Source organism: Streptomyces sp. NPDC091279, assembly GCF_044757465.1.
Taxonomy (GTDB): domain Bacteria; phylum Actinomycetota; class Actinomycetes; order Streptomycetales; family Streptomycetaceae; genus Streptomyces.
The window spans coordinates 160,359-174,031 of sequence record NZ_JBIVVA010000006.1; the positions used below are offsets into that span (position 1 = coordinate 160,359).

Consider the following 13,673-nt stretch of genomic DNA (forward strand, 5'->3'; position numbering starts at 1 on the left):
ACGCCCGGGCCCGGCCGCCGTTCACGCGCCTTGCCGAGTTGCGATATTGGGCGGCTGGGGGTGCGAACAGGTCGCGCAGGAAGTCTTTGAGAATCCGTCACCACGGATGTCCGAGCTCGCCGCTGTCTGCCATTAAATCTCGATCGCTGGGTCGTCAAGCGATCGTTTATCCCGCGCTGCAAGTCTATCCATCGCGCCTAAGTGGGGCGCGAAATCTTCGCGCCCCACTCGCGCTGCCCTCAATCAGAAATCCGAAGGAGAGCACGTGCAGTCAAGAATATCGAGCGTCAAAGCTTCCCTCGCCGCTGCCGCGCTCGTCTCCAGCACCTTCGCCGGACTGTCCACGACAGCAGTTGCCGCCGACGCCCCCGGCACCCCGGCACCTCTGAGCGCACAGCAGCGCTCAGACCTCGCCGAACAGCGTCTGAGCATCGGCCGTACCAGCGGCGGCCAAGTCGCCCTCGTCAACGGTGCTTTGGCCGACCTGGGCGTGACCTCCACGGCCGCTCCGGGGGCCGTGACGCTGTCCTGGAAGCCCTACGCGGCCGGAGCCCGCTACACCATTGTCCGGGGCGAAACCCCCCTCACGACCACCAAGCCGGGCCAGGCCTCCTTCAAGGACACCACCGCCACCGATGGTGCCTCCTACCAGTACCGGATCATCCCCGAGCTCAAGGGCGACACCTCCACCGCCCGTACCTGGGGCCTCACCGTCGCCGTGCCCAAGGTCAACCGCGGCGAGACCGAAGCGGCAGCCGTCCAGCGCACATCCACCGCCCAGGCCGCGGCGGCCAAGGCAGCGGCCACCACCACCTTGACGTGGACGACGTTCATCCCCCAGAAGTACATCAACCAGCCCATCCCCAAGGCGTGCAAGTACTGGGGCTCGAAGTACGTCTACGGCGGCGACAATCGCAGCTTCGACTGGAAGAGCTCCCGGTACCGCACCTCCGAGTCAGCCGTCATCAACTGGAAGACGCACAAGGTCAGCGGATACACCTCCGTCAAGACCACTCACGTCTACAAGAAGTCCAACAAGAAGCTGGTCGCCAAGAAGACCGCCAGCGCCAAGGACATGAAGGTCAAGAAGCTCGGCGCCGGCTCCGGGTACGCCGACATCCGCATGGTGACCCACTCCAGCAACCCATTCTGCGGCGGCATAGCCAAGATCAAGGGAGCCATCGACGGCGCCCTGACATTCCACATCACCCGTGGAGGCTGGGAAATCCGCTCCGGCAACCACCGGCAGATGCCCAACCACGAGATCTACATCTACAACGGCGGCCGCGTCACCTGGGTCTACAAGAGCAAGTACGCTTCCCCTCTGTGCCTCGTCGGCGCCTTGCAGTGCGAACTGAAGAACCTCACCGGTTACTACGGCAAGTACAAGTAAGCAACCGAGCATGAGGAAGGCCCCCTGCGCCAAGCGGCGCCGGGGGCCTTCCTCATACCGCGATAGCCGCGATTCCGCGAAAACTAGGCGAAGACCTTCTTCCAGGCCATCCCGCCGAAGCCGAACACGAAGAATACGTAGCCGGTGTACAGGGCCCAGATCCACAGCATCGCGCCCCACTCGCCCCATGTGGCGGCCACACCCATCACGGTGAACAGCGCCAGAAGAGCAAACGCGAGCCCGGCTCCCGGCCAGAAGTCGGAGCGCAGACCGTCATAGCGCCGGAAGACCGCCACCACACCGACGACCTCACCGACCAGCAGGATCGGCACCAGCACCATCCGGGTGCCGAACGTGAGGAACAGCCCGTCCGGCTCCTCCGAAAACCCCCACAGCATGGTCGTCGCCGTAGCGAGCAGCCACGGCACCACGGCCACCCAGATGGCCAGCGGAAGTACCACACGCCTGACCGGTATCACTGTAGGCCCCCCATCAGCATTGCTCACCGTGCTCACGCTACCCCGCCCCGCCCCGCCGGAAGGCAAGGGGGCTGCCCTGCCAACGGCTCCGGCCCGTCGGGAGGTGACGCCGAGTGCCCCTCACACACGAAGGCTGGGAGCGCTCTTCTCTGCGGCGCCCGCTACGGCTGGGAAGGCGTAAAACGCGGCACGGAATGCGTGAACGTTTCCCTGGCTGACCCCCGACGGGCCCTCTTTATGCAAGGACGCGCATACCCGCCAGCCTGCGTGGACGGGTGCCGCCACCCCCTCTACTGTCATCAGGCAGACGGCCCAACAGGGCCTGGAACGAGGGGGTTTGGCATGTCCAGACGTTCTACAGCCACCCGACTCACGGGTCACGAGTCGACCCCTTTTCCGGAGTACGTGCGCGGGTGACGCTCAATCTTGAACAGGTGGGACAGCCGAATCAGGAACTGGCCGCCCATCTGAAGGAACTGCGCATGCGGGCCGGTCTCACCGGGGAACGGCTCGCTCTGCGGTGCAACATGTCCCAGTCGAAGATCAGCCGGATCGAGAACGGGAAGGTGCTGCCGAGCCTGCTCGACCTGGAGCGAATCCTCCAGGCCGTCGCCGCGCCGCCCGAGGCCGCCGAGGAGGTGATCGCCCTCGCGCGACTGGCCAACACCGAATGGCAGGGCTTTCGAACGCTCCGCCGGAGAGGGCTGGAGAAGAAGCAGTCCGAACTCGCCGCCCTCGAATCCTCGTCCACGGAGTTCCGGTACTTCCTGCTGTCGATGGCCACCGGACTGCTGTCGACCCCTGAGTACATCCGGGCCAGCCTCGCCCGTTCTCCGGCCGACATCACCAAGACGGTGGCGCGGAAGCTGGAGCGGCAGGGGATTCTGCACGACACGACGAAGCGGTTCACCTTCGTCCTCACCGAGCAGGCCGTCAGGTGGCCGCTCCTGCCCCCGGCCGGGATGGTGGCGCAACTCGACCGGCTGGCCTCGCTCACCCGCCTGCCGAATCTTCGGCTCGGCGTGATTCCGATAGCGGGATACCGGCCGGTGGCCCCGATGGACACCTTCACGGTCTACGACACCCGGCTCGCCACCGTGGAGAACGCGGCCGGCGTCGTGATCCTGAGAGACCCGAGAGATATCGGAATGCACCTGGAACTGTTCTCCGCACTGGAGGGCTACGCCCTTTTCGACGAGGACGCCCGGCGCCTTCTGACGACTTGGTCCGCCGACTTCCGTTCATGACCCGGCCCGGTTCGGGCTGAAGATCTGACGGTTCTCTTCCCTCCCCCCAGCCGGTTCTGGTCCAGGTCTCGTTCGGGGCGGGGCCGGCTGGGGCGTGATCCCCTTCACCTTCACCGAACGGAGCGACCGTGCATCATCACGGCTATCTCTGGGCCGGGCCCAAGCAGCGCTTCGATCAGGAAGCCCTGCGGCGGCCGCCGTATCCCGAACCGCCCCCGCCCGGTAGTCGGCCGGAGTTGGTTCAGCGTTATCGGGAGGTGGCCGCCGAGTTCCCCACCTCTGAACTGCCGCCCCTGGAAACGGCGTTCTGGCTCGTCAAGCCGCGGTCCCTGGTGCGGGGGAGCTGGGGTGAGCCCAAGGAGGCGGCGTTGTGGCTCGGGGAGCGGGTGGAGGAGTTCGCGCCTCGGTTCCTTCCGGAGGTGCGGCGCGACGCCGTTCAACTCGGCCCGCTCCTGAACTCCGTTGTCGAGACGCTCAGTTCGGGCGGAGACGTGGCCCTCGGGTTCTATCTGGAGCGGCCCTCCTACCTGGCGTTGGCGTTGGTGACCTGTTCTCCGAACCGGGCCCGGCCTGAACTGGCGTGTCCTGTTGGGGAGTTGCCGACCTGAAGGTCACTGGATCAGGTCCGTGTGGGGGTGTTCCGGGTGCGTCGGGCCGTCGCAGTGCGGCCACGGCTCCTCAGCGGGCCACAGCAACGGACCCCCCCACCGAACTCTCCGACACCGAAGGCGCCCCCGGCACGCGGATGCAACCGGATCGCCGGACGCGCCGACGGAGCCAGCTCGGGAAAGACCTCGGCGACGTCGACCGGACGCGGTGGAGTGGTACGGACGGTACGGACAGTACGGGTGGTGTGGGTGGTACGGGCGGTACAGGCGGTACGGGCAGTACGGGTGGTGTGGGTGGTACGGGCGGTACAGGTGGTTTGGGTGGTACGGGTGAAGTTCATGCCGGTGATCCTGCCGCCCACCACGGACAGCCCCGGCCCCCGCAAAACCGGCCTCGGCCCGCATCGGCCGCGTCACGCGCCCGCCGACCCGGTCACGGCGACAATGAGCCCGCCCGCACGGCAGCAACCTGCCTGGGCCCATCATCCAACCCCCCACCCCTGTAAGGGAGTTGACGCCATGACACCTCGCCTCCCCGGCGCCTCGACGCGGCCCGGCCGGATGCGCCGGGCGCTGCTCGGCATCACCCTGTCGCTGGCCGCCGTTCTGCCCGGCGCGCTCGCCACCGCCGGGCCCGCGAGCGCCCACACCTCGGACGGCTCCGTCAACCACGTCTGGCTGGACCTCGGCGACGCCCCCAGTGGCAACCAGCGCATCGCCTACTCGACGTTCATCGCCAGCCTGCGCGCCGCCGTCTCCGACACCCGGCCGGAAGGCGTGCAGTACACGCAGGATGCCTCGCCCACCGAGGGCATCGTCCGGGTCTCGCTGTCCGCCCACGACGACAGCGGCCGCCGTCGCGCCGTCGACCTGTGGGTCCAGCCCGACAACCTGTACGTCGTCGGCTACTCCCCGCAGGGCAGCGGCACCTCCTACACCTTCAACGACGCCAGCTTCAACCGCGCCCCCATCGGCTCCCACCGCAACCTGCCGTTCGGCGGCAACTACCAGTCCCTCGTCGGCGCCGCCGGACGCGACCGCTCCAGCCTGCCGATCCACTGGAACGACATCCGCGCGTCCATCCTCCAACTCGCCAACCAGACCTCCGCGACCAGCAACACGCAGAACACGGCCCGCTCCCTGATGCTGCTCATCCAGATGACGTCGGAGGCCGCCCGTTTCAACGACCTCGAAGGCGTCTTCCGGGGCGCGATGGGCGACTGGGGCACCGGCCGCCAGGGCCTGCCGACCTGGCAGCAGAACCTGGAGAACAACTGGGGCATCCTGTCCAATTTCTACTGGAACCTCCAGGGCCTGGGGAACACCAGTACGCCGAACGTCCCGTACATCCCCGGTATCGGAACGATCGAGAACGCCGCCCAGGTCCGGCGCTACGTCCACGTCCTGCACACCTTCAACACCAACTGGGGCCACTCCGCCGACCCCGGCCGCGACGAACTCTGACCCCGTCCGCGACCCGCTCTGATCCCGCCCGCGACCGACCCCGCCCGCAGCCGACCCTGACCCTGGCCGCGATCCGCTCCGGTCCGCCCCGTTCGACGCCCGGTCCCGTGTCCCGAAAGGGTGCGGGGCCGTTCCGCGCGCGGCGCCGGGACCGTCGTTCTCCCCGCTGCCCTTTCGGTGCCCTTCCGTCGCCTCCAACTGCTTCTGGCTGCCCGGCGCCTGACGAAAACAGTGGCCTGTTTCAGATGGTGCCCGCCCCCTTGATCAATCGATCCCGCGTTCGAATGTGGTCGCTGATCAGGGTCGATGGGGTTACGCTAATCGAACGGGCGTACGAGAGAACATATCGGGCGCATGGCTGAAAAGGGGAGGAGAGGTGGAGGTGTGGCATGGCGGGTTTCAGCCATCTGCATGTCGCGTCCGGGTACTCCGCCCGGTACGGCGCCGCCCACCCCGAACAGCTGGCCCGGCGGGCCGCCGACCGTGGCATGGACGCCCTCGCGCTCACCGACCGGGACACGGTCACCGGGGTGGTGCGCTTCGCGCGGGCGTGCGCCGGAGCGGGGGTGCGGCCGATCCTCGGGGTCGACCTCGCCGTGGAGGCCCTCGCGCCCCCGCCGCCCGGACCGCGCCGGCGCACCCCGGCGCGCGGCGGCGCCCATGTCGTCGAGCCGCCGTTGCGGATCACGCTGCTCGCCCGGGACCGCGCCGGGTGGGCGCGGCTGTGCCGGATCACCTCGGCCGCGCACGCCGGCGCGGGATCGGGAACGGCACCCGTCGTGCCGTTCGACGCGCTGCGCGAGCACGGCGGCCCGGGGCTGACGGTGCTGCTCGGGCCGCTCTCCGAGCCCGTGCGGGCGCTGGCGGCGGGGCGCGAGGACGTCGCCGGGAAGCTGCTCGCACCGTGGCGGGAGATCTTCGGGGGCGAGGCCGGGGGCGGGGCCGGGGGTGGGGTGCGGTTGGAGGTCGTCGCGTTGAAACGTGCTGGTGGCGGGCCCGGATCGGTGCGGCTCGCCGGTCGCACCCTCGCCTTCGCCGACCGCACCCGGACCACCGCCGTGCTCTCCAACGCCGTTCGCTACGCCGATCCCGCGCAGCACCGGCTCGCCGATGTGCTGGACGCGGCGCGGCTGCTGCGGCCCATCGACCGGCGGCGCCTGGACAGCGGGCAGCGCTGGCTCAAGGGGGAACGGGATATGGCCGCCGTCGCCCGGACGGTCGCGGAGAGCGCGGGCAACGACGTCCGGCGGGCCCGGCGCCTGCTCGCGGACACCGTCGAGACCGCCGCCGAATGCGCCGTCGACCCCGTCGCTGACCTGGGGCTCGGCACCCCGCACCTGCCCGAACCCGCGCTCTTCGGCGCCGGGCGTGCGCCGGGCGGCGCCGCGCGGGTGCTGCGCCGGTGGAGCGAGGACGGCCTCGCCCGGCGCGGCCTCGACCGGGACCCGGCGGCGCGGGCCCGCCTCGACGAGGAACTCGGCGTGATCTCGACGTTGGGCTACGACGCGTACTTCCTCGCCGTCGGGCAGGTCGTGGCCGACATCCGGGCCAAGGGCATCCGGGTCGCCGCCCGGGGTTCCGCCGCCGGGTCGCTGGTCTGCCACGCGCTGGACATCGCCACCGCCGACCCGCTCTCCCACCGGCTGCTCTTCGAACGTTTCCTCAGCGCGCGCCGACGCTCGCTGCCCGACATCGACATCGACGTGGAATCCGCCCGGCGACTGGAGTGCTACGACGTGATCTTCGAACGGTTCGGGAAGGAACGGGTCGCGGTCACCGCGATGCCCGAGACCTACCGGGCGCGCCGGGCGCTGCGGGACACCGGACTCGCCCTCGGGATCGCGCCGGCCGACGTCGACCGGATCGCCAAGAGCTTCCCGCACCTGCGCGCCCGCGACATCACCGGCGCCCTCACCGAACTGCCCGAACTACGCCAACTCGCCGCCGAGGCAGGCAGGTTCGGGCCGCTGTGGGAACTCGCCGAGGGACTCGACGCGCTCGTCCACGGCATGGCCATGCACCCCTGCGGCGTCGTCATCAGCGACGCGAGCCTCCTGGACCGGCTGCCCGTGCAGCCCACCCCGCAGGGCGACTACCCCATGGCCATGGCGGCGAAGGAAGAGATCGAGGCGCTCGGCAACATCAAACTCGACGTGCTGGGCGTGCGCATGCAGTCCGCCATGGCCCACGCCGTCAGCGAACTGGAACGGGCCACCGGGCACCATGTCGACCTCGACGATCCTCAACAGGTGCCGCTGGACGACGAGTTGGCGTTCAAACTGATCCAGGAGAGCCAGACGCTCGGCCTGTTCCAGCTGGAGTCGCCGGGCCAGCAGGACCTGCTGTCGCGGTTGCAGCCGCGCGACCAGCAGGACGTCATCGCCGACATCAGCCTCTTCCGGCCGGGACCGGTCGCCGGGGGCATGCCCGAGCGGTACATCGCAGCCCGGCACGGCGGCACTCCGGCGTACGCCCACCCGGACCTGGAGCCGGTGCTCGCCGACACCTACGGCGTGACCATCTGGCACGAGCAGATCATCGAAACGTTGGCCGTCATGACCGGTTGTGATCACGCGATGGCGGAGATTGCCCGGCGGGCGCTCGGGGACAAGGAGCGGCTGCCCCGGGTCAGGGACTGGTTCCACCGGGAGGCCCGGGCCCGGGGGTATCACGCGGGGGTCCGGGACGAGGTGTGGAGGACCGTCGAGGCGTTCGGGGCGTACGGGTTCTGCCGGGCGCACGCGGTCGCCTTCGCCGTGCCCGCGTTGCAGAGCGCCTGGCTCAAGGCGCACCATCCCGCCTTCCTGCTCGCCGGGCTCCTCGAACACGACCCCGGCATGTGGCCCAAGCGCGTCCTCGTCGCTGACGCCCGCCGACGCGGGGTGCCCGTACTGCCGGTCGACGTCAACCGTTCCAAGGTGCGGCACCTGGTGGAGTGGGTGGGAGGGGTGGAACTGGTGGGAGGGGCAGAAGGGGTGGGACGGGGTGAGGGGAGTGGGGGCGACGGGGGGCCGGTCGGCGGTGGCTCGGGTGACGGGGGGCCGGGCAACGGGGGTCCGGGCGACGGGGGTTCGGTCGTCGGTGGGGCAACTGGCCCTGGGCGGTGGGGTGTTCGGCTTGCGTTGAGTGCCGTGCACGGTATCGGGGAGGAGGAGTGTGCTCGGGTCGAGGCCGGGCAGCCCTACGGGACGTTGTCCGACTTCTGGCAACGGGGCCGTCCCAGCCGGCCCGTCGCTGAACGCCTCGCGGAGATCGGCGCGTTGGACTCCCTGCACGACGGCCGTCTCACCCGGCGTGATCTGCTGCTCCAGATCGCTGAGTTGCATCGGCAGTCGCGGGTGCGCAGCGCCGGGGTCGGTCAACTCCCCCTCGACACCGGCGCGGTGGGCGGCGCCGAGCCCAGCGGGCTGCCCGAGATGAGCGGACGGGAGTCCCTGGGCGCGGAGTTGAACACCCTCGGCATCGATGTCTCACGGCATCTGATGGACCATCATCACCGGTTGCTGCGGGAGATCGGGGCGACCGACGCGGCGCGGCTCACCGAAGTGCGGGGCGGGCGGCAGGTGTTGGTCGCGGGGGTGCGGGCCTCCACGCAGACTCCGCCGATCGCCAGTGGCAAGCGGATCATCTTCGTGACCCTGGAGGACGGGTCGGGCCTCGTCGACCTGGCGTTCTTCGAGGACTCGCATCCGGCGTGTGCCTACACCGTGTTCCACAGCGGGCTGTTGCTGGTGCGGGGGACGGTGCAGGTGCGGGGTACTCGCCGTACGGTCGTCGGCAGCATGGTCTGGGACCTGGACGAGATCGCCGAGGCCCGGCGGGACCGGGGGCCTGAAGCCGCGCTCGCCCTGTTGGGGGAGGGGGCGACGGGTCCGGCGCGTCCGACGCGGGGGCGGTCTGCGGGGGGTACGGGTGGCGCCGGGGGCGCGGGGGATGCGGGTGGCGCCGGGTTCGGTGGGCCGGGTCGGCCCGTGGAACCCGTTGAGGCCGTGGAGCCCGTTGAGGCCGTTGAGGCCGTTGAGGCCGTTGAGTCTGTCGGTTCTGGTGAACCCGTCGAGGTCGTTCCGGCGGGGCGGGGGGTTTCGCGGACTTTGGCCGACGGGACTGCGGGGGCTCGGCTGCATCCGTATGCGGATCTTCTGCCTGCGGGGAGTCGGTCGGCGGACCTGAAGAAGTTCGGGCACACCAGCCCGGGGAGTGCGGGATGAGGGGGGCTCGTGGGGCGGGTGCGGCGCCGTCGGCGTGGCTGGTCGCGCAGTTTTCCGCGCCCCTGAATGCCGTGGGGGCGGGGTCGGTCGGGGACGTTGTCGAGGTGGTGTCCGGGGTGACGCCGTATGTGTGGTGCGGCTCGTCCGGGGTGGTGCAGCTGGAGGTGGGGGCGGCGGGCCGGTATTTCGGGACGTCGCCCTACGGGGTGGTGCAGATGGTGCTGCTCAGGCTGAAGGGGATCTACGGCATCGACAGCTGTGCCGGGCTCGCCGGGAACCGGATGCTGGCCGCGATGGCCGCCGACGTGTCCGGGCCCGGCGAGACCACCTGGGTCCGGGACGGGGAGGCCGCCGACTGGCTGCGTCCACGGCCCGTCACCGCGTTGCCCGGCGTCGGGCGGAGCACGGCGAAGACACTCGGCCGGTACGGTCTGCACACCATCGGCCAGATCGCCGAGCTGCCCCCGGGCACCCTGCAACGTCTCCTCGGGGCAGGCCCCGCACGGCTGTTGAGCGAACGGGCCCGAGGCCACGACCCCCACCCGGTCACCCCGGCCGACCCCGCCGCCCACCTCGCCGCCGACGTCGATCTGGAACGGGACTGTCTCGACGCGGCCCAACACCACCGTGCCGTGCTGGGAGTTGCCGAGGAGATCAGCCAACTCCTGCGCCAGGAAGGGCAGATCGGCGGACGGCTGACGCTCACCGTGCGTTACGCCGACGGCAGTTCCAGCACCCGGACGCGGGCGTTGCCGGAGCCGACCGCCCACTCGCCCGCCCTCATCGCCGTCGCCCTGGAACTGCTGGACGGCCTCGGTCTGCAACGGGCCCGGGTGCGGGGCTTCGCGCTCCGTGCCGACGTGCTGCTCCCGGCCGGCCTCGGCCACCGCCAGCTCTCCCTGGACCCCGCCGCCGACCGGGCCCGCGCGCTGGAGGCCGCCGCCGACCGGGCCCGCCGACGGTTCGGACCGGGGGCGGTGCGGCCGGCGACGTTGGCGGACCGGGGCGGTCCGGGGGGCTCGGGGGGAGTGATCCGGGAGGTTCGGGGGAGTGATCCGGGGCCCGCTTCGCCACGCGCTGTCACCTAATCCACACTCCGGCGGCCTCAACCCAGAGTCCCCGTTCGAATACAGTGCTGAGCCGTAGAGCCTGCGCAGAGTGTGGTCGGGGAGGTCTTGGTGGGTGCGACCGTGGGCGCCGTCTGGGGCCGTGGCGAACAGCAGGACTTCCGCAGCCGGGTGCGGGGAACGCTCCTCGGCGCGGCCGTCGGGGATGCCCTGGGGGCTCCCGTGGACGGGCTGACCCTCGACGAGATCCGGGCCGCGTACGGCGCCGAGGGCCTCGTCGACCTGGGCTTCGGGTACGGGCGCCGGGGTGCGATCACGCACCTCACACAGCTCACCCTGTTCAGCGTGGACGGGCTGATACGCGCCCAGGTCCGGCGGGACACCGGCGCCTGGCATCCGCCGACCGACCTGCACCGCGCCTATCTGCGCTGGGCTACCACCCAACGCGACTGGGGCCCCGACGAACGCCGCAAGGACGACGGCTGGCTCGCCCGCGAGGAGTGGCTCTACGCCCGCCGCGACCCCACCCGCCCCCTGCTGATCGGTTTCGGCGACGACCGGATGGGCACCCTGGAGTCGCCGAAGAACCCGGCCGAGCCCGGCCCCGAGGCAACGGCACGGTCGGCGCCGTTCGGCCTCCTCGTCGGCTGGGAGCCCCAACTCGTCGTCCAGCTCGCCGTGGAGTGCGCCGCGCAGACCCACGGGCACCCGACGGGGTTCCTCGCGGCGGGGGCGTACGCCGTGATCGTGCACGCCCTCGCCCGGGGCGAGAGCCTCGACGGGGCCGTGCAGCAGGCGCTCGCGCTGCTCGCCGCGCGCCCCGGGCACCAGAGCGTCTCCGACGGGCTGCAACAGGCGCTCGGCGCGGTCCGCCAGGGCATACCGAACCCGGCCCGGGTGGAGGAGCTGGTCGGGGACGGCACGGCGGACGGGGTGCTGGCCGCCGCCGTCTACTGCGCCCTCGTCGGTGAGGACATCCGGCACGGGCTGTGCCTCGCCGTGAACCAGGGCGGGCCCTCCGGCGCCACCGGCGCGCTCGCCGGTGGCCTCCTCGGCGCCCTGCACGGCGAAACGGCGCTCCCGCCGGCCTGGCTCGCCGAACTGGAGGGCCGCCCCACCCTCCTCGAACTCGCCGACGACTTCGCCATGGAGATGACCCAGGGCCCCGCCCTGCACGGCCCCGCAGGCGCGTCCCCGGCCTGGCTGACGCGCTACCCGAGGGCGTGACGGAGGGCGGGAGACGGGCGGGTACTAGGGGTGGAGCCCTAGGGCTTCCACTCCTCGAAGAGGATGGAGTGCACCACCGAGTCGCGCCATCGGCCCGCCTTCTCGATGTGGCCTCGGATGGTGCCCTCCACCACCATGCCCGCCGCCGTCATGGTCTTCGCGGAAGCCTCGTTCAGAGGGGAGCGCGCACCCCAGATTCGGTGCAGGGCAAGTTCTTCGAAGCCAAGTCCCAGCAGGAGTCGCACGGTCTCCAGGCCGTAGCCGACGCCCCACGCGTCCGGGCGCAGCGCGAAGCCGAAGGTGGCCGCGCGCTGCTGATGAGGGTCCAGGGCAAGCCGTCCAAAGCCGATCACGCGTTCCGTGTCCCGTTCCACGACCGCGAGCGCGTACTCGGTTCGTGGATTCTCTGTGGCGCAGGCCACGGATCGGGTGACAATGCCGTCGACCTGGTCGCGGGTACGCGGTTCGAACGACAGGTGCTCCGTGGCCTCTCTGCTGCCGTAGATCGCGAACACCGCATCCGCGTCATCGACCGCGAGGTCGCGAAGATCCAGGCGCCGGCTGGAACGCTTGACCGGGTACATGTCGGGGGACTCTACCTGCGGGCTATCGCGGTAGGGCAGGGCGCGTCTGCGGGAAAACCTCGATCTCCTCGCGGAGTTCACGGGCAGCGACGGCAGTGCGTACCTGATCGCTCGTGAGCGCCAGGCGGACGCGCCCGGCCGACACGACGATGCCGGTGTTCCGGTGCGAGGTCGGCAGGTCCAGGACCGGTCGAACGGCGGCAGCGGCGCCTTCTACGTCTCCACCGTAAAGACGGACAAGGGCGAGGTCGCACTGTGATCCGGCCAGATCCCCGAAGGCCCAGGACGGGGCGGTGGGGTCGCTGAAGCCCTGCACGGCCCGTTCGGCCTGCGAGGCGAGCTGCGCGCCACCGTGACCGAGGAGAGCTTCGGATTCCACCGTGTAGTAGAGCTGCTTCTCCTCCGCGTAGGTGAACAGGCCGCCGAGGGAGTCGAGTTCATCCGGTACGACGTGGTCGCGTCGGTCGGTGGCCAGTTGGTTCGCCGAGCGGACTGTCTCCTCATCGCCCAGGACGGCCGCGGCACGCGCCTGAAGGCCGAGCAACCACAGCCCCACCGTGCCCTGGTGATCGGCGGCTGTTGCCGTGCCCTGCCGGGCGAAGTGGAGAGCGTCCCCTGGCCTGTCCGCCCAGTAGGCGATCAGGGACTTGAGACCGTCGACGAGGGCGACGAGGGGCGGGTGCTCGGCGTCCCTTGCGCAGGCCGCGGCGACCCGGGCCATCGTCATTGCCTGGCCCCAGTCCTCCAGGTCGTTGAAACCCTTGGCCACGAGGAAGGACAGGGCGCCGGCCATGAAGTTGAGTTCACGCAACTGCGACGGCCGAACCCGGCCGCCTTCCAGGAGGCGCAGCACCTTTCCCTGAGAATCCAGCAGATCGGTCCAGATCGCTGAAAGGGGTTCTCGTGGATACGCGGCGACGAGTCGGGCAACGTCGTCCTTGAGCAGGTCGAGGGTGTCCGTGCCCACTCTTTCCCGGTCGGCCCCCAGGAGGAATTCCTTCGCGCGTCGAACAGCCATCGCGCCCGTCCTTCTCATGTCGCTCAGGTCCATGCCGAGATCGGCATGACGTGCCGTGGATGACGTGTCGGACAGGGGCCGGAAGGCAGGAGTGGTTCCTTCTGGGACCTCGGTCCACAGCTGATCGATGCTGTGGTCGGTCCAGGCGACGACCACTCGGCGGAAGTCCCCCTGCGGCTTTCGCGTCCCGTAGTACCAGGCCTGAAAGGTCGGCTTGGCAGGCTCCAGTCCTTTCAGGCCCAGCCGCGCGGCCACCTCCAGGAACGGCTGCCGGAAGTCCTTGTGGTCGCGTAGCTCCCGCTCGTCGAGCCAGCACCGGAAGAACGTGCGCACCACGCCTCCCCTCCTGTCCGTCCCACCCATCACTGCCACGACGGT

Annotated in this window: 10 protein-coding genes; 7 read left to right on the forward strand and 3 right to left on the reverse strand. The window is 70.4% G+C overall.

Annotated features, from left to right (window positions below; genetic code table 11):
- Positions 1 to 265 precede the first annotated feature (265 nt).
- Positions 266 to 1,393: a hypothetical protein gene (locus ACIQOU_RS16995; protein WP_401537504.1), complete on the forward strand. Its 1,128-nt coding sequence runs from the start codon at positions 266 to 268 to the stop codon at positions 1,391 to 1,393.
- Between the two features lie 83 nt (positions 1,394 to 1,476).
- Here ACIQOU_RS16995 and ACIQOU_RS17000 read toward each other — a convergent pair whose 3' ends face one another.
- Complete coding sequence (locus ACIQOU_RS17000; RefSeq protein WP_401537505.1) at positions 1,477 to 1,854, reverse strand: hypothetical protein; 378 nt, start codon at positions 1,852 to 1,854, stop codon at positions 1,477 to 1,479.
- A 431-nt stretch (positions 1,855 to 2,285) separates the two neighbouring features.
- Here ACIQOU_RS17000 and ACIQOU_RS17005 point away from each other — a divergent pair, with 431 nt between their 5' ends.
- From ACIQOU_RS17005 to ACIQOU_RS17030, 6 genes are all read left to right on the forward strand, one after another.
- Entirely contained in the window at positions 2,286 to 3,119 is an 834-nt protein-coding gene (locus tag ACIQOU_RS17005; protein ID WP_401537506.1) for a helix-turn-helix domain-containing protein, read from the forward strand.
- Between the two features lie 128 nt (positions 3,120 to 3,247).
- Positions 3,248 to 3,727 (forward strand): hypothetical protein, encoded by a 480-nt coding sequence (locus ACIQOU_RS17010; protein ID WP_401537507.1) that lies wholly within the window; start codon positions 3,248 to 3,250, stop codon positions 3,725 to 3,727.
- Positions 3,728 to 4,246: 519 nt separating this feature from the next.
- Positions 4,247 to 5,191: a ribosome-inactivating family protein gene (locus ACIQOU_RS17015; RefSeq protein ID WP_401537508.1), complete on the forward strand. Its 945-nt coding sequence runs from the start codon at positions 4,247 to 4,249 to the stop codon at positions 5,189 to 5,191.
- 389 nt (positions 5,192 to 5,580) lie between these two features.
- Entirely contained in the window at positions 5,581 to 9,399 is a 3,819-nt protein-coding gene (locus ACIQOU_RS17020) for a DNA polymerase III subunit alpha (RefSeq protein ID WP_401537509.1), read from the forward strand.
- Positions 9,396 to 10,487 carry a DNA polymerase thumb domain-containing protein gene (locus ACIQOU_RS17025; RefSeq protein ID WP_401537510.1) on the forward strand — a complete coding sequence of 364 codons (1,092 nt, stop codon included), beginning with the start codon at positions 9,396 to 9,398 and terminating at the stop codon, positions 10,485 to 10,487. Before ACIQOU_RS17020 ends, ACIQOU_RS17025 begins: the two co-directional genes overlap by 4 nt.
- A 90-nt stretch (positions 10,488 to 10,577) precedes the next feature.
- On the forward strand, positions 10,578 to 11,693 hold the full coding sequence (locus ACIQOU_RS17030) for an ADP-ribosylglycohydrolase family protein (RefSeq protein ID WP_401537511.1): 1,116 nt from the start codon (positions 10,578 to 10,580) through the stop codon (positions 11,691 to 11,693).
- 38 nt (positions 11,694 to 11,731) lie between these two features.
- On the opposite strand, the gene ACIQOU_RS17035 is transcribed toward ACIQOU_RS17030, so the two are convergent.
- Together ACIQOU_RS17035 and ACIQOU_RS17040 are read right to left on the reverse strand one after the other, a co-directional pair.
- Positions 11,732 to 12,277 carry a GNAT family N-acetyltransferase gene (locus tag ACIQOU_RS17035; protein ID WP_401537512.1) on the reverse strand — a complete coding sequence of 182 codons (546 nt, stop codon included), beginning with the start codon at positions 12,275 to 12,277 and terminating at the stop codon, positions 11,732 to 11,734.
- 22 nt (positions 12,278 to 12,299) lie between these two features.
- Positions 12,300 to 13,631, reverse strand: coding sequence for a hypothetical protein (locus ACIQOU_RS17040; RefSeq protein ID WP_401537513.1), 1,332 nt, complete (start codon positions 13,629 to 13,631; stop codon positions 12,300 to 12,302).
- Between the last annotated feature and the right edge of the window lie 42 nt (positions 13,632 to 13,673).